18 protein-coding genes are annotated in these 21,383 nt (G+C 66.6%); 16 read left to right on the top strand and 2 right to left on the bottom strand.

The window, feature by feature from the left end; translation table 11 throughout:
* Positions 1–53 precede the first annotated feature (53 nt).
* The 3 genes from AB0L64_RS25960 to AB0L64_RS25950 all read left to right on the top strand — a co-directional run bounded on the left by AB0L64_RS25960 (position 54) and on the right by AB0L64_RS25950 (position 2,379).
* Complete coding sequence (locus AB0L64_RS25960) at positions 54–1,319, top strand: FAD-dependent oxidoreductase (protein ID WP_363714025.1); 1,266 nt, start codon at positions 54–56, stop codon at positions 1,317–1,319.
* 209 nt (positions 1,320–1,528) lie between these two features.
* A complete protein-coding gene (locus AB0L64_RS25955) occupies positions 1,529–1,924 on the top strand; it encodes a VOC family protein (RefSeq protein ID WP_363714023.1) in 396 nt (131 codons plus the stop codon).
* Positions 1,925–1,929: 5 nt separating this feature from the next.
* The gene (locus tag AB0L64_RS25950) at positions 1,930–2,379 is read left to right on the top strand and encodes a GNAT family N-acetyltransferase (RefSeq protein ID WP_363714021.1); all 450 of its coding nucleotides are present in this window, start codon (positions 1,930–1,932) and stop codon (positions 2,377–2,379) included.
* Positions 2,380–2,403: 24 nt separating this feature from the next.
* On the opposite strand, the gene trxA is transcribed toward AB0L64_RS25950, so the two are convergent.
* Complete coding sequence (gene trxA / locus AB0L64_RS25945) at positions 2,404–2,793, bottom strand: thioredoxin (protein ID WP_363714019.1); 390 nt, start codon at positions 2,791–2,793, stop codon at positions 2,404–2,406.
* Positions 2,794–2,943: 150 nt separating this feature from the next.
* Positions 2,944–3,819 (bottom strand): aldo/keto reductase, encoded by an 876-nt coding sequence (locus tag AB0L64_RS25940; RefSeq protein WP_363714017.1) that lies wholly within the window; start codon positions 3,817–3,819, stop codon positions 2,944–2,946.
* Positions 3,820–4,408: 589 nt separating this feature from the next.
* Between AB0L64_RS25940 and AB0L64_RS25935 the strand changes: the two genes are divergently transcribed.
* The 13 genes from AB0L64_RS25935 to AB0L64_RS25875 all read left to right on the top strand — a co-directional run bounded on the left by AB0L64_RS25935 (position 4,409) and on the right by AB0L64_RS25875 (position 21,312).
* Complete coding sequence (locus tag AB0L64_RS25935; protein ID WP_363714015.1) at positions 4,409–5,542, top strand: conjugal transfer protein; 1,134 nt, start codon at positions 4,409–4,411, stop codon at positions 5,540–5,542.
* Between the two features lie 49 nt (positions 5,543–5,591).
* On the top strand, positions 5,592–5,879 hold the full coding sequence (locus tag AB0L64_RS25930) for a hypothetical protein (protein ID WP_359932543.1): 288 nt from the start codon (positions 5,592–5,594) through the stop codon (positions 5,877–5,879).
* Positions 5,879–6,442, top strand: coding sequence for a hypothetical protein (locus AB0L64_RS25925; protein ID WP_355688770.1), 564 nt, complete (start codon positions 5,879–5,881; stop codon positions 6,440–6,442). Before AB0L64_RS25930 ends, AB0L64_RS25925 begins: the two co-directional genes overlap by 1 nt.
* Positions 6,439–9,441 carry an ATP-binding protein gene (locus tag AB0L64_RS25920; RefSeq protein ID WP_363714012.1) on the top strand — a complete coding sequence of 1,001 codons (3,003 nt, stop codon included), beginning with the start codon at positions 6,439–6,441 and terminating at the stop codon, positions 9,439–9,441. Before AB0L64_RS25925 ends, AB0L64_RS25920 begins: the two co-directional genes overlap by 4 nt.
* On the top strand, positions 9,438–11,429 hold the full coding sequence (locus tag AB0L64_RS25915; RefSeq protein ID WP_363714010.1) for a type IV secretion system protein: 1,992 nt from the start codon (positions 9,438–9,440) through the stop codon (positions 11,427–11,429). Before AB0L64_RS25920 ends, AB0L64_RS25915 begins: the two co-directional genes overlap by 4 nt.
* A complete protein-coding gene (locus tag AB0L64_RS25910) occupies positions 11,426–12,226 on the top strand; it encodes a hypothetical protein (RefSeq protein WP_363714008.1) in 801 nt (266 codons plus the stop codon). The genes AB0L64_RS25915 and AB0L64_RS25910 overlap by 4 nt, the downstream gene beginning before the upstream one ends.
* A 15-nt stretch (positions 12,227–12,241) precedes the next feature.
* Complete coding sequence (locus AB0L64_RS25905) at positions 12,242–13,390, top strand: hypothetical protein (RefSeq protein WP_363714006.1); 1,149 nt, start codon at positions 12,242–12,244, stop codon at positions 13,388–13,390.
* Positions 13,391–13,679: 289 nt separating this feature from the next.
* Positions 13,680–14,552: a M48 family metalloprotease gene (locus AB0L64_RS25900; RefSeq protein ID WP_363714004.1), complete on the top strand. Its 873-nt coding sequence runs from the start codon at positions 13,680–13,682 to the stop codon at positions 14,550–14,552.
* Positions 14,549–16,213 (top strand): TraM recognition domain-containing protein, encoded by a 1,665-nt coding sequence (locus AB0L64_RS25895; protein ID WP_363714002.1) that lies wholly within the window; start codon positions 14,549–14,551, stop codon positions 16,211–16,213. Before AB0L64_RS25900 ends, AB0L64_RS25895 begins: the two co-directional genes overlap by 4 nt.
* Positions 16,214–16,488: 275 nt before the next feature.
* Positions 16,489–16,719 (top strand): hypothetical protein, encoded by a 231-nt coding sequence (locus tag AB0L64_RS25890; protein WP_363714000.1) that lies wholly within the window; start codon positions 16,489–16,491, stop codon positions 16,717–16,719.
* A 531-nt stretch (positions 16,720–17,250) separates the two neighbouring features.
* Positions 17,251–18,711 carry a M36 family metallopeptidase gene (locus tag AB0L64_RS25885; RefSeq protein WP_363713998.1) on the top strand — a complete coding sequence of 487 codons (1,461 nt, stop codon included), beginning with the start codon at positions 17,251–17,253 and terminating at the stop codon, positions 18,709–18,711.
* A gap of 38 nt (positions 18,712–18,749) precedes the next feature.
* A complete protein-coding gene (locus AB0L64_RS25880) occupies positions 18,750–19,679 on the top strand; it encodes an oxidoreductase (RefSeq protein ID WP_363713996.1) in 930 nt (309 codons plus the stop codon).
* 58 nt (positions 19,680–19,737) lie between these two features.
* A complete protein-coding gene (locus AB0L64_RS25875; protein WP_363713994.1) occupies positions 19,738–21,312 on the top strand; it encodes a CocE/NonD family hydrolase in 1,575 nt (524 codons plus the stop codon).
* The last annotated feature ends 71 nt before the right edge of the window (positions 21,313–21,383 follow it).

Genomic DNA, 21,383 nt, shown 5'->3' with positions numbered 1-21,383 from the left:
ATATGGTGTGATCGCACCATGACAGCCGCTCGCGGCGGCCCCACCATCGATACATGACCACAGCTGGATCCACTCACCTCGTCCCCGATCGCGTCGCCGTCGTCGGCGCGGGCATGGTCGGCCTGGCCACCGCCTGGTTCCTCCAGGAGGCGGGCGTCGAGGTGACCGTGCTCGACCGTGAGGGTGTCGCCGCGGGCGCGTCCTGGGGCAACGCCGGCTGGCTGACCCCCGGCCTGGCCACCCCGCTGCCGGAACCAGCGGTCCTCAAGTACGGCGTCCGTGCGGTGCTGAGCCCCTCCTCGCCGGTGTACGTCCCGCCGACCGCGAGCCCGCGGCTCCTCACGTTCCTCACCCGCTTCGCTCGCAACAGCACCGCCGGCCGCTGGAAGACAGCGATGGACGCTCTGGTCCCGATCAACCGGCAGGCCCTGACCGCCTTCGCCTTCCTGGCCGAGGCCGGCGTCGAGGCGCAGACGTACGAGGCCAAGTCGTTCCTGGCCGCCTACCGGACCGTCGAGGAGCGCAAGGTGCTGCTGGAGGAAATCGAGCAGATCCACGCCGCCGGCCAGGGCATCGAGTTCGAGGCGATCAGCGGTGACGACGCCCGCGAGATCGAGCCGTCGCTGTCCGACCAGATCGGCGCCGCGATCCGGCTGCACGGGCAGCGCTTCATCAACCCCGGCGAGTACGTCGGCCTGCTCGCCGACGCGGTGCGCGCCCGCGGCGGGCAGATCATCAGCGGCGTCGACGTGCGCGACATCGTCGACGAGATCCGCGGTGTCCGCCTCGTCACGGGAGACGGCGAGACCGACTCGTTCGACGCGGTCGTGATGGCGACCGGCGCGTGGCTCGGCGACCTGGCGCGGCAGTACGGCGTGAAGACCATCGTCCAGGCGGGCCGCGGGTACAGCTTCAGCGTGCCGATGGCCCACGTACCGGCCGGCCCGGTGTACTTCCCGGCGCAGCGGATCGCCTGCACGCCGCTGGGGGACCGGCTCCGCGTCGCCGGGATGATGGAGTTCCGCAAGCCCGGGGCGAAGCTCGACCCGCGCCGGATCAACGCGATCGTCGAGGGCGCCCGGCCGCTGCTGCGGGACGCCGACCTGGACGCGCGGACCTTCGAGTGGGTCGGGCCGCGGCCCTGCACCCCGGACGGCCTGCCGCTGATCGGCGCGACCGCGTCGCCGCGGGTCTTCGCCGCCGGCGGGCACGGCATGTGGGGCATCACGCTCGGCCCGATCACCGGGCAGCTGCTGGCCGAGACCATCACCACCGGCCGCACCCCTGAGGAGCTGCGTCCCTTCAACCCGCTCCGCTGACGACCTGGAGGGGCTCCAGCGACGTGGCCCCTCCGTCCCGCTGATCGTGTAGCGCTTTCGGTGACCCTCCTCGGGCAGCCACCTCACCTGCCCGCCACCACCCGGCCACCACGACGCCGCTCCGGTCAGCCCCGAGAGCGGGCCCTGGCGATCTTTCTCCTGCCCAGGGCCCGCTCTTTTCTGTCGGTGGGCTGTGGGACGGTGCTGCCATGGTGCTCAGGTGGTACACGGTCGTGATCGACTGTCATGACGTCCGCAAGCAGGCGGCCTGGTGGGCCGAGGCGTTCGGCTGGAAGACGATCATCGAGACCGACGACGAATGTGTGAACGTGCCGGGCTGGCTCGAGCTCGACACCGTCATCGCGTGGGAGCGGATCGGCCCCGGCATGGTGTTCGTTCCGGTGCCTGAGGGCAAGACGGTCAAGAACCGTCTGCACCTCGATTTCGCCCCGCACACCAGCCAGGACCGCGACGCCGAGATCGCCCGCCTCGAAGCTCTGGGCGCTCGGCGCGTGGACGTCGGCCAGTCGGAGGAGTCCACCTGGACCGTCCTCGCCGATCCTGAGGGCAACGAGTTCTGCGTCCTCAGCTCCCGCGACTACTGAGTCACGTGCTCAGGACCGAATTCACGGTAGCCCGGGACCGCATCCCCGAGCTGACCGCGTTGATGCGGACGGCCTGGTGGATGACGGACCGCACTGCCGCCGATGTCACTCACCTGCTGGACCACTCGGATCTGGTCTTCGCCATCACCCATGAGTCGACGGGCCGGCTGGCCGGCTTCGCCCGAGTCCTGACCGACTACACGTACGTGGCCCTGCTCCTCGACGTCATCGTCGCCGAGCCCCATCGCGGCACCGGCGTCGGCGCCGCGCTGCTGGACGCCGTCGTCACCCACCCGGCGCTCGCCGACGTCCGCAGCCTCGAGCTGGTCTGCCAACCCGAGCTGTTCCCGTTCTACGCCCGCTGGGGCTTCACGACCGAGGTCGGCACGTCCCACCTGATGCGCCGTACGACGGACCCCCGCCTCGGAGACAGCAGATCCGGGGGCTCGAGCTGAGCTCCCGGATCTGGTGGGGTTGTGTCAGTGACTGTGCGGCTCGGACCCGTGCTCAGCCTCGTGGGCGGCGATCTGGGACTTGACCTCTTCCATGTCGACCGCGCGCAGCTGGCCGATCAGGTCCTCCAGGCTCGCCGCCGGCAGCGCACCGGCCTGCGAGTACAGGACAACGCCGTCGCGGACCGCCATCAGGGTCGGGATGGACCGGATCTGGAAGGCCTGCGCCAGCTCGACCTGAGCCTCGGTGTCGACCTTGCCGAAGGTGATGTCACCGTGCGTCTCGGACGACTTCTCGAACACCGGCCCGAACATCTTGCACGGGCCACACCACTCTGCCCAGAAATCCACCAGCACCAGGCCGTCGCTACCGACCACCTCGTTGAAGTTCTCCTGGGTCAGCTCGACCGTTGCCACTACGACCTCCGAAAGTAGATGAGTACGAAGTAGTCAACACCGACCGCCCCCGGACTTGTTCCCGCGCCGCGGCGACCGCCGTACGGAGATCCCGTACGGCGTACGGCGTGACCGGAATGCGGAGTCTCGTATGTGACCTGGGCCACGTTGTCAGATGGGCATGTCCACGAAGGGTGACGCGTAGTCCTTGACCTCGTCGAGGATCGACGCGGCGGCCTCGGGGGTCAGGTCGGCCCGCTCGCGCTCCGCGACGATCATCTGCTGCAGCAGCCGGGTCTCACCCGCCGTAGCCAGGCCGGTGATCTCCGGATGACCGTTCAGCAGCCAGGCGGTCGCGGCGGTGATGTAGCGCTGCTCGTCGAACGGCCGGTACCACGTGTCGTACGACTTCTGCTCGCCTTCGGCCCAGTTCCGCCGGGCGATCATCTTGATCGTCATCAGTGCGGCGTCCGACGCCTTGACCGCGTCCACGAGCGCGGCGTAGTCGGCGGCGTACTGGGGGTCCGTCGACAGCTTGTAGTTGAGCGGCGTGAGCACGCTGTCGAAGTCGAACCGGCGCAGTCCCTCGGTGTGCACCGACGGTGCCTGTGCGGTGTGGCCGGTGATCCCGATCGCCCGGACCATACCTTCGTCCTTGGCCCGGATCGCGGCTTCGAGCGATCCGCCCTTGCCGGTCACGAGATCGAGGTTCTCCAGGTCGCAGACGGCGTGCATCTGGATCAGGTCGACGTGATCGGTCTGCAGCCGCTCGAGCGACCGGTTGATCTCGCTCCAGGCCTCCTCGAACGTCCGGCGGCCGGTCTTGGTGGCGAGGAAGATGCGGTCCCGGATCTCCGGCATCCGGGGGCCGAGGCGCAGTTCGGCGTCGCCGTAGTCGGCGGCCACGTCGAAGTGGTTGAGGCCGGCGTCGAGGGCTTCCTGGATCGACGCGTCGGCGCGATCCTGGTCGACGCCGCCGAGCGACGCGGCGCCGTAGATCAGTACCGAGCTCTGGTGGCCGAGCCTGCCCAGTCGGCGAGTTTCCATCCTGGTCCTCCAGGGGTAGCAGGGGTCACTCCGACCTTATGCCCGCGACCGCCGTCGGCAAGCGGTTGTCCACAGCCGAATTTGACCCCGTCGGCGCGGGAGAGTTTTCCACAGGGTGACCATCGGATCGGTTACTATGCGTGATCAGTAGGGCATTCTTTTATCATGCTCTTCGCACGGATTTTCGAACCTGTCCGCGGCGTGTGGCATGGTGTGCGCTGCCCGGCCGACCTGGGCGGGCATGGGAGAGGAGCTATGACGACGGTACCGAAGGTGTCACTCTTGGCCGGGAACTGTGACGGCGAGGATGGCACTGCCCGCGAGCGGGGTAACAGTATGGCTGCGGGGAGCGATGGACCATCGGGATCCTGGCTTCAGGTCTCCCGGAGGGCGGTTGCTTGCCGTATCCTCCCGGCTACTGTCCGCGTAACTGCTGTCTGAGGGGCGGGTAGGGATGAGTTGGTGGCGAACGGTACTGAATCTGCCGCCAAAAGGTGAGCATTGGTCGGACCAGCGCCGGACCAGGAAGCCGGGTAAAGGACGCCCGCAGAGCACCGCGCCGGAGTGGTGGGCCCACCCCGGCGGGCCGGTGTCACCTACCCCTCGCCAGGCGCAGGGGGTCGCGGCGCAGTACTCCGCTCCGCAGAGCCAGACCCCGCCGAACCAGGGCCCGCCGCCCGGCGGCGTGATGGCTCCTCCTCGTCGTCCAGGTCCGCAGCGCCCGTCCGAGACCCCGCAGCAGGAGCCGGGCCGCCGCACACCCGAACGTTTGAAACAGCGTTCGCCGCATGGTTCGCACACGGCGCCCGGACCGGCCCGCGAGGTGCTGGAGCCCGGGCAGACACCGTGGTCGACCGAGCCGGAGTCCTCGTTCTCCACCTGGGCCCGGCGGTTCTTCCGCGGCCTGGTGGTCGTCGTGCTGCTGCTGGCCGCGATCAGCGGTATCCGCTCCTGGATCGCTCCGAACAAGAAGCCCGAGACGGTCGTCAGCGGACAGAGCAATTTCCCGGCCGCCGACGCGAGCGCGGTCGCGACGCGGTACGCGATCTCGTACTTGACCTGGGACGAGAACAACCCTGACGCCCGTCCGGCGCAGATAGGTCTCGACCTGGCCTCCGGTCTGGACAGCCGCGCGGGCTGGAACGGTCGCGGCAAGCAGACCGCCGACGTGGCGTATCCGGGGGAGGTCAAACCCGACGCCAACGGCGTCACGGCCGTGGTCGACGTCCGGGTCCGTGTCTACACGTTCACGCGGCAGGGCAAGAACTGGGCCGCCGGGCCGATCACGTGGGAGCGCATCTCGGTGCCGGTCGCACGGACCACGTCCCGGGTGGTGGTCAGCGGGCCGCCGACGTTCGTCCCGGACGAGCGGGCGCCGCTGCCCAGCAACATGCCGGACGCCGGCAAGCCCGACGAGGACCTCACCGCGGCGACCGAGAAGGACGCGGAAGCCTTCTTCTCGGCGTATGCCGAGTCCGACAACAAGGTGTCCGCGGTGACCGCGCCCGGCTCCACGATCCGCAGCCTCAACGGCGCGGTGAAGTTCGGTGAACTGAAGGACTGGCAGGTGTACGCCGGCAACGACGACGAGCGGCGGGCGACCGCCGCCGTCACCTGGAACGGCGTGGGTGATACCACGCTCGACCAGACCTACACGCTCACGCTGAGGCGTACTGTCGCCACGGACGGAGCACAGCGATGGCAAGTGGCTGCCGTCGGATGAATCCAGCGACTGGCCATCGGATGACCGAAGCAACAAGGGAGACACCGCAATGATGACGCACGAACTGGCCGCGAGCGTGGTTCAGCTTGCTCTGCCCATGGCTGATCCGAATGTTCCCACCGGCGCGGACTTCAAGGACTGGGTCCTGGTCATCGCGGGGAACATCTTCATCGCCATCCTCGTGCTGCGCGCCATCGGTCACTACTTCAAGCGCGAGTGGGGCGAACTGTTCGGCCATATCGCGGCCGGGGTGCTGGTCGGTGGGCTGATCTACGCCAACAACCAGACGATCAACGTGCTCAAGGGCTTTTGGGGATTGCTCTCCGGGGGTAATTGATGCGCGTCGGACGTACCCTTACCCACCACTTCGAGATTGAGACCCGGCAGTACGACCTGCTCGGGATCGACCTCGGAGAAGGCGCCCGGCGCCGGATGATCATCTTCGGTGCGGTGGTCATCCTGCTCTGGGTCGCGCTGCTGTTCCCGTTCATCGGCGTACCGCAGAAGCCCACCGTCAGTCTGTACATCGTGCCGCCGTTCGTCATCACCGCGTTCGGCTGGCGGTCCGGCAAGTTCCACGAACGGCGCCGGCGGGTGACCGAGTGGGCGTTGTCGGTGCGGTACGCGTTGCGGGCGCACCGCCCGATCATCGGCCTGGGCGCCCGGGCCGCCGACAAGTCGGAGTACCTGCCCTGGCGGGAACGCATCTCGACCCGGAAGGTGGCCGACCTGGCCAAGGCCCGGGTCACGCCGGAGTGGGAACGCGAGGTCGTCGTGGAGGTCGACCCGATGGTCCGCGCGGGTGCGGACATCACCGTCAACCAGCGGGCCCGCCTGCTGGGATCTGATTACGTACAACGGGTGAGTCGCAGGACGTCGTCAGGGAAGGGCCGCGAATGAAGATCGCTGACAAGCTCTTGAACCTGGTGGGGGTCGGCCGCGAGCGCGGCTTACCGCCACCTCGTCTTGTTGCTATCGCCGACGGTCTGCTGGTGACCGAGCGCAGCGCCGAGGCATGGTTCCTGATCTCGGTGGCGAACACCGACCTGGCCACCGAGGCCGAGCAGGACGCCGCCCTGGACGCCGCGGTCAGCGCCGCGGCGACCATCCTCGGCGACCGGCTCAGCCACCTGAAGGTGGTCTGGGGCCGGTCGACCGGACAGGACTACATCGACTCGGTCGGCGGCCACTACCGGCTCGGCGACCACGAGGCGTGGGCGCAGACCCGGGCCGACCGGATCGACGAGATGCGGATGCCCGAGCGGTACGTCGCGCTCGGCGTCCATCTGTCCGACCGCGACCCGAGGGCGACGGCCCAGGTCCGCGGCTCGATCAGCGACGCCCTCGGTACGACGTCGTGGCGGGTCAGTGCGCGCGAGCTCGCGCACCTCGACGAGCGGGTGCGCAAGCTCGCTCGTCAGCTCGGCTCGACCGTCTGGCGGGCACACACCGCGCCGGCGGAGGTGATCTCCTGGCTGATCAGCCGCGAGATGCACCGCGGCGCGGTCGCGGCTCCGCGTCGTGGTCTGATCACCGGCGCCGCACTGGCCCGGCTGACGTCCGGGCGTGTTGTGCCGTACACCGACCACCTGCGGATCTACGACACGCGCGGCCAGATCGCGGCGTACACGTCCGTCCTGGCGATGACCGACTTCCCCGAGGAGCTCGAGACGCCGGGCGCGGGGGAGTGGCTGCGGACGCTGTCCGAGATCAAGGCGATCGACGACGACGGCGAGGAGATCGACGTCACCGTCGAGGCCTCGGTCCGGTTCCGTGTACTGACGAAGAAAACCGCGCGCCACCTGGTCGACGAGACCCGGAAGAGCGCGAAGGAACAGCGACGCTCGGCCGCCAAGGGCACCGCGGAGGAGACCGCCGACGAGATCGTGGAGACCGAGCGCGTGATGCGCGAGGTCAAGCGCGACATCAACCGGAGCGGTCTGACCCTGGTCGAGGATCACCCACGTCTGCTGGTCAGCGCGGATACCCGCGAAGACCTCGAGGCGTACGTCGACGCGGTCATCGCGCACTATGCGGACCGCGGCATCACTGTCGCCACCGGCGCCGACGAGCAGCGCGACCTGTGGCTGGAGTCCTTGCCGGGCGACCAGCTGCGCGTTCCTGACCTCGGGCACGTGCGGGAGTCGACCGCGTTCTTCGGGTCCTGGTTCTGGGGCGGTGCGTCGATCGGTGACGCCACTGGCCCGGCTATTGGCTATCTGACGGGCTCCACTCCCGGTCTGGTGCGTTTTGACGCCGCGGCCGGTTCTGCGCTCGGTGACGCGACCACAACGCTGTTCCTCGGCCGGTCCGGTCGAGGGAAGACGACTGCCGCGATGATGGGCGGTCTGGACTCGGCGTTCGCCGGTGCGTGGGTGCCGCTGCTGGACCTGAAGGGCGACGCCGCCGGCGTGTCAGCCGTCGCGGCCGAGTACGGCGTACCGACTGCTGTCATCGAGATCACCGCGCAGTTCTCCGGTGCTGCCGACCTGCTGCGGGTGCTGCCTGTCGATGACGCGTTGCTGCAGGCACCTTCCCAGCTGATGCTCCTGCTGCCGCCGCATCTGCGTGGCGCCGCTGAGGCCCCGGTCGTCGCGGCGACACGCGCGGAGATCCAGTCGCCTGACCCCTCCTCGTGGGGCGTCATCCAGCGGCTGTGCAACGCCGAAGAGGAGACCGTACGCACAGTCGGCTTCGCACTGCGCGACCTGGTCGAGACAGGTCTCGGCTCCGTCGTCGCCGGCCCGCCGTCCGGCCTGTCCTCCCTGACCACCAACCCAGGCCTCTGGGTCGTCCAGATGCCCGGCCTGACCCTGCCGTCGCCCGAGTCGGCGCCCGAGTCCTGGTCCCCGATCGAACGCGTCGGCATGGCCTGCCTCCGCGGCTGCCTGGCCTGGATGATCCGCACGACGGGCCGCCGCGAGTTCCGCGGCCGCTCCAAGGTCGTCATCGTCCCCGAGGTCCACCTCCTGACGAAGACCCCCGACGGCGCGTCCTTCCTCGACTACATCGCCCGCGTCGGCCGCGCGCTCGGCGCCTCCCTCGTCCTCGACACCCAGGACCCCGCGTCGATCCTCAAACTCCCCGGCCTCGTCGAGCAGATCACCACCCTGTTCGCCTTCAGCCTCCGCTCCCGCGAACAGGTCGACTCCCTCCTGGAACTACTCGGCCGCCCGCAGACCCCGCCGTACCAAACCCTGGTCCGCGGCATCAACACCGCCGCCAACGGCAAATCCATCCGCCACGGCCACTGCATCATGCGCGACCGCTGGGACGAAGTAGCCACAGTCCAGATCGACATCCCCAGCCAACGAGTAGCAGCCCTCCTCCGCACCACCCCGGAATCCGAACACAAGGCCGAACCGGCCCCGGTCGTCCCCGACTACGAGCCCGAAGACCCGTTCGCCGACGACGAGGAACTCTACGAGCCGGCCTCCTCAGCCCACGCCCAAGCCGAGGCCGCCCACCTGCAGCCCGCACCGCAAGACACCCCCACGCAACCGACGCCACCGTCCACGGCTCCCAGGCCTTCTACGCCTTCCACGCCGAAGCCGATGTCGATCCAGCTGGCACCCGCTGAAACGCCCACACCCGAGCCCGCGCCCACCGCAAAGCCCGCAGCCGCCAACGCTCCTGCTCCTCAGCCGACACCACCCCCTGCCGCCGTAGCCCAGCAGAACGGCCATCCCCCCATCCCCAACGGCCAAGACCACAACGAGGACCACAGCCAGGGCTATCCCCTCCGCTACGAGTCCCCGATCGGCCCAGACGAGGTCTACGACCAGGAGGCCGACGAGGCCGCCTACAACGAGGCCATGTACCCCGCCTACGACACCAAAGAGCCACCTCCCAACGGCTCCGACCAAAAATCCCCCACCGGCAAGGAGCACGTCGCATGAGATGGCAGCGCCGCACCCGCACGGCGCTCACCGTCTTGGCAATTTCACTCATCGTCAGTTCACAAGTTGCGCTGGCCGCTGACCCGAAGCAGCCGACGGCGCCGACCGGATTTGCGGATCTGCTACCAGCACCCGACCTGACGCACGGCGACACCAGGACGCTGTTCGAGCAGTATTCGCCGATGGCGTTCAGCCTGGACTTCGAAGGTAGCTTGCGGGACCCCTTGCGGCCGATCTTTAACTCCTTCGCCCAGTTGCTGATGATGTTTGTGGTGGCGGCCACGCGTGCGGGGATCTCGGTTGGATGGTGGCTCTTCTCGTTCACTGACATTCGTCCATTGATGAACGCCACTTCTGGAGCAATCGGTGGCATCAGCGGACAGTTGACCGCATGGTTGTTGCCGACTGCGCTTGCGTTCGGAGCAATTGCCGCTTACGTGCACCGACGTTCGACTGGAACCGCTTTTGGGCAACTTGTGTGGGTGTTTGCGGCCGGCCTCCTAGCCGTCAGCCTCGCGTTCGGCGCCGCAACATGGCTGAAGGGGATCGATGGGGCACGGCAGGTTGGCGCCCAAACCGTGATGGGGGCGTCTCAGCAGATCCTTGGTCCGACCCTCAAGACTCCAATCGAGATGCCAGAACCGGCCTTTCCCGGCACTTCTCGAGACACGATGCTTCGAAAGTCCGGAGACTCGGCCTGGAGAGGTTTCGCCGCAACCCCCTGGTGCATCGCTGAATTTGGCTCGATCGACGCGTGTAAGCGGTACGGAAAGGGATTGCTGGATGTCGGGGTCGATTCCGACAAGCGCATGGACTACATCAACGACGTGGTCGTCAAGGGGGAGGGTAGCGCTGATGCTCCGACCGTCAAGTGGGCAAAAGGTGAGAACGCCTTTGGCCGTGTCGGGGTACTGCTGGTCGCTGGGGTCGCGGCGGCGATGTATGCCTATTTGATCATCGGTCTCGCGGTGACAGCCTTAATGGCGTTCGTCGGCTGCTTGGTGCTGTTGGTTGTTGGTGTTATTTTCGCGTGCTTGTTCATCGTTCCAGGGCGCTCGCGTCAATGGGGGATGAACTGGCTCGAGTCGCTTCTCGGACTGGTTCTCCAGTCTGTGGCGGCAATGTTGGTGTTCGGTATCGCGCTATCGATGCTGACGGCCGTGTTCACGCTGAGCAACACGCTCGGCTGGCTTCCAGTGACCTGTCTGGCGCTGGTTGTTCTTGTTGCGGCCTATCGGCTTCGGCGCCTGCTCGAAAGCGTGACGTCGTCCATGCGTCCCGGGCTCGGGAGCATGGTGATGGGTTCGTATGCGCGCCGCGGGGCAGTGCAAGCCGTCAGACGAGTTGTGACGGCGCTTCGTAGCCGCGGATCTGCTCCGACGCCCACGGAACGTCCAAAGGACGGACGACGTCAACCTGCGGACGCGAATCCAGGGGATCGCGTGGAGACCAACCGAAATTATCGAACCATGCCGCCTCCAGGTGGCCGCATCCCCCGGGGGGACGACGAACAAGCGACCACTCCCGGCAGCCGACGTTCCCCGATCGGCCGTTCCGCTGGAGGAATAGGTGCGAAGAGACCTATTGACAGCGGATCGGTCCCGGGACGCCTGGGCTCGATTGCGCTTTCTGCGTCGCAGAGCCGCTTAAAGCCGGGCCGGCAGGACGAGGCGTTGCGTCGTCAGACTAAGGACACGGTCTACGTAGGTGGGACAACCGGGTCGGGCAAAGCCAACCGGAGCCCCGGGGCCAGCACGGCTTCAGCGAGCCGCAGCTCAGGGCGCCACGCGAGACCCTCGACGACTGCCGCACAGCTGCGCAACGGCGGATACGAGCCACGCCGGACGCACGTTCAGTCTGCGAGCCTTCGTGAGGGGCCGTCGAAGCGGTCGCGGGCGGCACGCCGGCAGCCTGTTTCCAGTTCCAGGACGTACCGGGAGTACTCCGCGGTTCGTAGTGCTCCAGTGCGGCCATCCGGAGGGCGGTGATCGCGGTGCCGCCAGCTCGTGATCGCGGACAGGAACCAACAGACAGCGACATCACCCATCCGACCGAGCGCTCCGAGCGGACGTCCCGTCGCCAGCGCCGCTCGGACAATGCCGCCCGCGAGCGGGCGGCGTTGCGCGACCGTAGGCGAAGCGAGCCAGCGAGTCCGCTCGGAGTGATCGCTGTGGTGGTTCTGTTGGCCGTGATTGTCTTGGGCGTTGGTGGCGGGCTGCCGCGCCTTTTCGGTAAGGAATCGAATGACCAGGGTCCGGTCGGTCTGCTCACACCGAGCGGGGTTGCGGTGAACGAGCCGGAAACGTCGCGAACGTCGGTGTCTGCGGTGCCCGGCTCAACAACTGAACCGCTGACCACTCCGCCGCCACAGACCGAACGACCAGGAGCAGCGGCGACCGTGGCGGCAGACAACACGACGCGCAGTTGGGCGAATCTTTTCTACAAACGTTCGCCAGCCACCGAAACGTACGAGCAACTCGTCAATCGGGCTCAACAGTTCACGACGCCCGAACTTGCCGCCAGTTTTGCGAGCGCCGGTGACGCTACGTATGAGGCACTGCGGAGTTCAGGAGGCACGTCGGAGGTTCTCTCGGTCACGATCACCACCCCGAGAGCAGATACGGCTCCGACGGATACGCAGACCAGGATCACCCGCCTGGTCACGGTCAAGATCCGGACCACTGGCAAGGATCCCGGAACATTCGATGTGCCGTTGCTCGTCACTGTGTTTCGTGACGAGCAGCGGTGGCTGGTCGGATCGATCGACGGGGGGACGGGGCCATGATGGCAAAGCCGGGCGGTGCTGGTGTTTAGCGGTCGTGATCTGGCCCAGGCCGTCGGCCTCGCGGGTGCCAAGAGCATCGCACCGAAGATTGCTGGCGTCGGCGCCATCTTGACGTTGATGGCCGTCGTGGTTCTTGTGCCCTTCGGGGCGGCCGGTGACCGGGTCAACGCAGCCTGTCCACCGGGCGCGCCTGGGGCAGGGCAAGACCCCGAAGCGAAAGGGCCCCTCAGGGCCAGTCAGGTCGCGTACGCGAAAATCATTGACCACGTCGCCGTGCAACGCGGCTTGCCGGGACAGGCGACACTCATCGCGCTGATGACAGCGTTGGTGGAATCGGATCTACAGAACCTGAGTTACGGCGATGCGGACTCGGTCGGTCTCTTTCAGCAACGTCCAGGCGCGGGGTGGGGAACTCCCGCGCAAATCATGGATCCAAGCTACGCGGCGGGTGCCTTCTTCGGTGGTTCGGCGCCGCCGAGTCCGCCCGGGCTCGTCGACATCAATGGATGGCCGACGATGGATCTGGGCGATGCGGCACAGGCGGTGCAGGTCTCGGCGTTTCCCGATCGCTACGCGCTCCGTGAGCAGCAAGCGAGGCAGATCGCCGAGTCGGCCGGGATTGATCTCAACCGCTCGGGGGATCCATACGCCGGCCGCGGCCGCCCAAGCCGTGGCAAAGGCGCAGCAACGCCTGCCCAGCTTGATAGCGACTGTGGTGGCGGTTTGACCGACGGCAAGCCAATCGCCGGAGAGTGGGAGCCAGAAGACCAAACCGTTCCTGACCCAACCGGTACGGGAGGAATGGTGACTCCACGAACCGCATCCTGGGTCGCGGCAGCGCGTGCGGCGCTTCAGAACCCGAGCATGTCCTGTTGGGATGCGCATGCCTGGAATCCGACCAGTGACCATCCGAAGGGCCGCGCGTGCGACGTCTTCGTCGGTGGAGACAGCCGCAAGGTGCCGGCAGCACAGGTCAAGGGGGACCGGTACGCGAACTGGGCGCTGCAAACGGCTGGGCACACTGGTGTGCGCTACGTCATCTGGGCCGGGAAGATCTGGAGTGCCCGGACCGGGCAATGGCGTCCTTACAACGGCGGTGGAGTCTACGATCCATCGAGCGCGACAGGTGGACATTTCGACCACGTGCATGTCTCGATGTATTGAGCTTGTCGTCGGAGAGGACGGACTCAGTGATGGTGGCGGGACGAGGTGAACGGTTGTCGACTGTGAGTCGCTGGACGGTACACGGAGGTCGTGGATGAACGGATCTGACGCCTCGAACGGACAGGACGACCGGCCGGGCTCCTTCTCTGCGGACAGTTGGCAGCCAGTTCCACACAAACGCGACGACCGAGGAGCCCCGAACGCGCCGGACACCGCTCCTGGATCGTTCAGTCCAGCTGACGGACCGCCCCACTCTCCGCTGCCGTCTTCGTCAGGTGTCCGCATCTCGGTGCCGTCCGCGGCCGAACTGCTACTCGGCATTCCATGGGCGCTCTGGAGCTTCGGCGTGGTGTCGTCGGTCGCGTCCTGGCTCTCGTCAGGCTGGGTCAGCCTACTGATCGTCGTACTGTGGGTCCTGTCGGGTCTGCTGGTTATTTGGCCTGCTACCGAGGACTACATCGCGAAGTACCTCTACCGGCTGAGGAAGCCGACGCTGATGGAACAGCAGAAGCTGGACATCTCCTGGCGGGCGGTCTGTGCACGCGCAGGCGTTGATCCCAGCTATTACCGGCTGTGGATCGAGGAATCGGACACCATCAATGGCTCGGCCGTCGCGGGTCATTCCGTCGCCGTCACGCGGTGGGCGTTGAACAACCTGCCGCCGAGGCAACTGCAAGCGGTACTTGCACACGAGCTCGGGCACCACCGAGGCGGTCACCCGTGGGCGGGTCTGCTCGTGTTCTGGTATGCGCAGCCGGGTCGACTGATGGTTTCGTTCATCCAGGCTCTGTTCCGTGTCGGCGGTCGGGTGCCCGCGCTCGGGTGTTTGATTGTCGGCTTCTTCACCGTGGCGATCGGCGGACTGATTCTCAACTCGGTGCTCTTCGGCCGTTGGGGGTGGGCTTGGTACGCCCTTCTGCCGATTGTGGTGCCGATTCCCTTGGCATGGTTCGGTCGCCGGGCTGAGTTGATGGCCGACGCAGTCTCAGCTGAGTTGGGATATGGTCGAGATATCATCGCCTTCCTTTACGATCTCCAGTCCCAAGGCCATGATGTTGCTCGACGCGCTGCTGGCTGGCGTGGTGCGCTGTACGCAACGCATCCATCAATCGCCGATCGAATCCGGACACTTGAACGTCACATGCAGGGAGCCCGGCCTTGAAGCGACGCCGCGAGCAACTCGAATCCTTCAAGCGGAAATTGGCCTCCATGGCTGGGGGCGCTGGAGCCAATAGCGATCAGCCAGTCGATGTCACCGCAGAAGCCCCGCGCCCGGTGACTCAGCCGTGGGACAGTATCCGCGGATCACATTCCGAACTTGCCGAGCATCTGGATGAACTGGCGGTTGGTGCCGATTTCGGTGATGTAGATCGTGCGAGAATCGCCCATAGAATTGCGCTTGCCAGCCATGACCCCAAAGAATTGGACATACTGAGCGAAGCTGTTCTACGGGAACATGGCTCGGCTCTGGTTCACCCGTCCCGGCAGCGAAATCTTCCTGTGCCCCGGTTTGCACTCCACAATCTCCTCGCTGGTCAGGTAAGGCTGGGCGAGGTCGTGCCGGATCATCGGAGTGACTACGGGATCAGCGGCGATTTCGGCTTGGATCTGGACGTCCTCCGTACCTCGCTGTTGGTGATCGGCCCACCAGGCTCAGGAAAGACTCGCGGTATCGCAATCCCGATCGTCGAGCATCTGTCACTCGCAGCGTTGACAGGGAAGGCCAGCATGGTCGTAGTCGATCCCAAGTCGACCGACTTTGCGTATGACGGCTGGTTCGACGTCACGATCGACCCTCTCAATCCAACCTGCGGGTTCAGCCTGTTTGGTGGGTCGAGGACCGCCGACGTGGCGGCGGATCGCCTCGCCTCGGCACTGCTCCCGCCGCGTGTCACCGACGACAAAGCGTATTTCATCGACGCCTCCAAGAACGCCCTCTATGGTTGCCTTGAGCCGTTTCACGCGGGCTATGAGCGTTGGCCAACAGTTCGCGAGTTGCTCGGGCTACTTCGGGCGGACCAAAGTGCCATGGATGGCGTCAAATCACGGCTCAAGGGTCCAGGCGCGAAGGATCTCAAGGCGCTGCTGGATACTCGGCGGACCCAAGTTCATCGCTCCGCGGACCCGGCTGCGAGCTTGGTGGAGCGATTCGCACTTCTAGACCGGCCTTCGCTTCGGAGACTGCTGGACCATCCCGGGCCGACGTTCCAGATGCGCGATCTCGACCGGCCCGTCCGCGTCCGTGTGTCGCTGCCAGAGGCCGAGTATCCGGACGCCTCACGGATTCTCGCCCGCCTTGTCGTGTCCCAGTTCGTGCAGATCACATCATCTTCGGAGGCAGACCGGTCGATCTTCAAAGGCCTCGTTATCGATGAAGCCGGACGATTCGTCGACGACTACGTCGCGCGTGGCGTGCAGAAGTTGCGGTCCAACAACGCGGGCCTGGTCTTGCTGACGCAAACGATGACGGACTTTCCGCCAGAGGTGCGCGCCACGGTGTTCGGATCGACCGGCTGCAAGGCTGTGTTCGGCGGGATCGATCCTGTGGACGCCGAGGTCTTCTCGCGGTGGTTCGGTGAGCAGTATGTGACCGAGACGACGATCAACAGAAGCGCGACCTCAGGTGTCCGCTATGACGAGTACGGATCAGCGAGCGGTAGGACTGAGAGTCAGACCGCCGGTTACAGTGCGCGTCGTGTTGAGCGAGCTCGCTGGACTGTCTCGGACATCATTACAGGCGTGCCGGCCGGGCATGCATTGGTGTCGCTTGCTCGTTCTAACGGTGTTCGCGTCGGTCCTGTGTTGGTCAACCTGCGAGGGTAAGCAGACCGCGGCGCACGGAGTCGAGTCCAAAGATGCGCCGCGGTCTGATCAGCATCAACGGTGTTAGCGCACCTCCGCCGACCGCTCAACCATAGCTGACGGCAGGGCGCACGGATCAACGACGACGGGCTGGCGCCCCGCTGCGAGTGCTTGCTAGCCTCGTGGGAAAGACAGAAGTACCACGCGGTGCTTTCGTTCACTTGTGATCGATTCGCCACGTGGTTGTTAGCGCAACTCCTTGGCGTTTCGTCACCTGAAACCAGGAGTCGAGTCTCATGGTTGCTGCTAACACCCGTCGTAAGCGCACTTCTTTCGAGAAGAAAGTTGAGCGTTGGAATGCCAACTTGGTTGCGTTGACCTCGTTGATGGTGAGTCTGATCGGTTTGCTGCGGCGGGCTGTTCAGGCTGTCCTGATCGTTGTTGCCGTGGTCGGGGTGTTCTGCCCGGGGCTTTTGCCGCTCGTGGCTGCGATGTCAGCCCTGTTGTTGCAGGTTCGGCGTTCGTAAGCGCGAGGCATAACAGCTCGACCCTTCCGGGTCGGGCTGTTATGCGTTAGCGGGTGCCTCGTGCGCGTTCAGTTTGGCTTCGGTTTCCCTAGAGGTTCAGGCTTCGGGGTCAGGGGTGAACGGGAGGGAGGTTCAGGGCCCGCAGGTAGCGCAGTCGCCGGTCTGCTACTCCGACGAGCGGGATCGCGTGAAGGCCGCCATGTGCTCCGTGTTGTCGGCGCGAGCGACCGAGTCGGTCGTGAGCCCGCGGTCGTCGCCCGCAACCGCATGACGGACGTATTCGATGTCGAGTTGCTGATCCCGGCTGGGGAATGTGCTGTGGCGTTGCTGAGTCTCGGGGTTGGGCTTGGTGCGCAGCAGGCCATCGATTCGGATTGTGTGGCAGTACTTCCGGGAGGGCCGCGGTAAGGGGGTTTCCCTTGCGGGCATCCGGCGGCGCGCAGTTTCTCTTCACAGCGTGTGGGGTGTCGATCTAGGGTTCTACGGACCGTAGTGGTTGCGTTACGCAACAGGAGCGTGGGAGGGAAGCGGATGAGGAAACGCCGTAAGGCGCTGGTGGTTGTTGCTGCTGGGCTGGTTAGTGTGTCGCTTGGGTTGTCGTTCACCAGTGTCGCGGGGGCTGTGCCGCAGGTGGCGGCGGCTGATCCGGGCGGGTTGAAGCTGATCAAGACGAAGGCGTCGCTGCTCGGCAAGCACTACTGGTACCAGCAGACGTTCAAGGGTCTGCCGGTGATCAACGGGTACTACGCGAAGCATGTCGCCAAGGACGGGGCGGTGCAGATCGCGGACGGGCGCGACGCCGTGCCGGCGACTCTGGATATCAGCGCGAAGGTGGCGTCGGCGTCGGCGACGCAGTCTGCCAATGCTGCGGTGACCGCGAGGGCGCGACGGGTCGCGGGGCCGAACAAGAGCGAGGTGCTGCAGCCGGCCGCTACCAGTGGCGCTGCGCAGTTGGCGGTGATCGGTGGTCCGGAGGCTCGCCTGGTTTGGAATGTCACGAGCCGTTCGACCGAGGGGGTCAGCCGGTCGTTGGTCGATGCGAAGACCGGCAGTGTGGTCGAGTCGAAGGTGATCAGTGACAACGTCGACGGCAGGGGGTCGGTGTTCGACCCGAACCCGGTGGTCAGTGAGCAGAACGAGAAGCTGACCGACCAGAACGACAAGAACACCGACGAGTTGTTCCTCGCGCAGAAGAACGTGATCCTGCGCAACCTGGACGGTTCCGGCAAGCTCAACGGCAGCTACGTGAACATCAAGGAAGCCAAGGGCGGGCTGGCGCAGAGCAAGACCAACACGTTCGTGTACCAGCGGCAGAACGACAAGTTCGAGCAGGTGATGGCGTACTACCACGTCAACCAGACGCAGGAGTACATCCACCAGCTCGGCTTCACCGAGGTGAACAACGAGTCGCAGGACTTCTCGATCGACACGTTCTCCGGTGACAACTCGTTCTACGACCCGTCCACGGACATGATCACGATGGGCGAGGGCGGGGTCGACGACGCCGAGGACGCCGAGGTGATCTGGCACGAGTACGGGCACGCGATCCAGGACGACGTGGTGCCGGGCTTCGGTGAGTCGGAGGAGGCCGGCGCGATGGGCGAGGGCTTCGGCGACTACTGGGCGGTGACGATGTCGGTCCCGGTCAGCAAGGGCTTCGAGCTGCCGTGCGTGATGGACTGGGACGCCACGTCGTACACCACGAACGAGCCGCACTGCCTGCGCCGTACGGACACCGGCAAGACGACCGACGACAAGACCGGTGAGGTGCACGACGACGGTGAGATCTGGTCGAACGCACTGTGGGACATTCACAAGGCCCTCGGCCGGACGAAGGCGAACAAGCTGATCCTCGAGGCGACGTTCTTCTACGACCCGGACACCTCGTTCGCCGCCGCGGCCCAGGACACCGTCCAGGCGGCCCGGCTGCTCTACGGCAAGGCCGCCGCGCAAGCGGTGACCGACGCCTTCAAGGCCCGCAAGATCCTCTAGGAATCATCCGGTCATGCGCCCACGACTACTGTGGGCGCATGACCTGGACCACGGCGGACATTCCTGACCTGACCGGACGGCTGGCACTCGTGACGGGCGCCACCAGCGGGATCGGGTACGAGACCGCGTGCGAACTGCTCCGGCACGGCGCGGACGTGCTGGTCGCGGCCCGCAACCCGGAGAAGGCCGCGCGGGCGGCGGAAACGCTGACGCAGCAGGCCGGGCGGGCGCCGACGGTTCTGGAGCTCGACCTCGCCGATCTCGCGAGCGTCGAGCAGGCCGCCGCCGACGTCGTGAAGTCGTACGACAGGCTCGATCTGCTGGTCAACAACGCCGGCGTGATGGCGCCGCCGCACCGCGAGACCGTCGACGGATTCGAGCTGCAGCTCGGCACGAACCATCTCGGGCATTTCGCGCTGACCGGGAGACTGCTCCCGTTGCTGGTCAATGGCAGCCGCGTCGTCACGGTCAGCTCGTTCATGCACAAGACCGTGCGGGGCATCAGCGAAAGCGACCTGCGCCGCCCGTCGGGCAACTACCGCAAGTGGGAGTCGTACGGGAAGTCGAAGCTCGCCAACCTGCTCTTCATGCTCGAGCTCGATCGACGCGCACGCGCGGCGGGGGCTGACCTGTTGAGCGTCGGCGCGCACCCCGGGTACGCAGCGACCCATCTGCAGGCCGCCGGTCCCGAGCTCGCCGGCCGTGCCCGGCAGGCGCAGGTGTGGGCCGCCGCGACGCGCCTGGTCGCACAGTCCGCGGCGGCCGGCGCCTGGCCGAGTCTGTACGCCGCGACGTACCCGGACCTGCGTCCCGGATCGTTCGTGGGGCCGAGCTTCTTCGAGTACCGCGGTACGCCGAAGGTCGTGCTGCCGAGCCGCCTCGCACAGGACCCCGAGCTGGCCGAGCGGCTCTGGGCGTGGTCGGTGGAGGCGACCGGGGTCGATCCGGAACTCACCGTGCCGAGCTAGTGACACAGCGGCATCGTTTTGGTTACCCTCCGGTAATTCCAACTGCCGGAGGCCACCAGTGCGCAGACTTGCCGCCGCCCTTGCTGTCGCTCTGACCCTGATCGCGAGCGGTCCACGTGCGGACGCGAGCCAGACCGCCACCGGCTTCAGTACGTCGTACGAGCGCATTCCCGGCGCCGGCGGGATCGAGATCGGCGCCGTCGTGCTCACGCCGACCGGGCAGGGCGACGGACCGTTCCCGCTCGTGGTGATGCCGTCGAGCTGGGGTGTGCCGAACATCGAGTACGTCGGTCAGGGCGCGAAACTGGCGACCGCCGGGTTCCAGGTGATCTCGTACTCGAGCCGCGGCTTCTGGGACACCGGCGGCGGGATCGACATCGCCGGCCCGCCGACCGTGGCCGACGTGAGCAAGGTGATCGACTGGGCCGACCAGCACACGCCCGCCGACACCGAGCGGGTCGCCGCTGTGGGGATCTCGTACGGCGCCGGTACGTCGCTGCTCGCCGCCGCGCAGGACCCGCGGATCACGGCGGTCGGCGCGCTGAGCGGGTGGGCGGATCTGATCCGGTCGCTGAATCCGAACGAGACGGTCTCGCTCCAGGCGGTCGCGGGTCTGCTTGCCCTGGGCAACGTGACCGGCCGGCCGGGGCCGGAGATGGCGTCGCTGCAGACGAAGTTCGTCACCGGTGACTTCGACGGCGCGATCGGGGAGGCGAAGCAACTGGCGCCGGTGCGGTCGGCGGCGACCGTGGTGGACCAGATCAACGCTCGTCGGCCGGCCGTGTTCCTCGCGAACGCGTTCGAGGACTCGATCTTCCCGCCCACGCAGTACACGGACTTCTTCACCGCCCTCACCGGCCCGAAACGGTTGCTGCTGGCGCACGGCGATCACGCGACACCAGAGGCGAGCGGTGCCGTTGGCCTGCCCAATGAGACGTGGACCGAGCTGGCCGGCTGGCTGCGGCATTACCTCACCGGCGCGGACAACGGGGCCGACACCGAGGCGCCGGTGCAGTTGAAGTCGCAGCGCGGCGTGTGGCGTGGGTATCCGAGCTGGTCGGCGGTCGGCCAGGAGCGTACGTCGTATCTGACCAAGGCGGGTGTGCTGCAGGCGAAGGAGTCGACCGGCTGGAGCCGCACCATCGGTGCCGGCGTACCGACCGTTGCCGACAGCGGCGTTGCTCTTCTGTCCGGCGCGTTGCAGGGCCTGCTGTCGATCCCGACCGGGGTCGTGACGCCCTTGGTGGACAGGACGTTCGCCGGCGTGTGGTCCGGGCCGGCGTTTGATCGGCCGACTGTCGTGAACGGGTCGCCCAAGGCGCATCTCACCGTGAAGCCGTCGGCCGCGAGTACGTCGCTGTTCGCCTATCTGTACGACGTCGACGCGCTCGGCGTGGGTTCGCTGATCTCGCACAAGCCGTACACGCTGCGCGGCGCGACGCCGGGGAAGGCGGTCCCGCTCGACGTCAGGCTGGAGGCGACGAGTTGGGAGGTGCCGGCCGGGCATCATCTCGTCCTCGTGGTGGACACGGTCGACCCGCGGTACCTCGGCCGGAGCGTGCTGGGCTCCACGGTGACGTTCAGTTCACCGGCTGGGGATCCGTCGTGGATCAGCATTCCAGTGGCAGGGTGAATGTTTGATCGTGCGCGAGCTCTTGCGCTTTTGTCGTGAGAACGTTTCCATGGGATCGCCTTTCTCCGCCC

Source organism: Kribbella sp. NPDC051936, assembly GCF_040680955.1.
Classification (GTDB): domain Bacteria; phylum Actinomycetota; class Actinomycetes; order Propionibacteriales; family Kribbellaceae; genus Kribbella.
The sequence above is the reverse complement of the archived record's forward strand: the minus strand, read 5'-3'. Positions and strand labels throughout refer to the sequence as shown.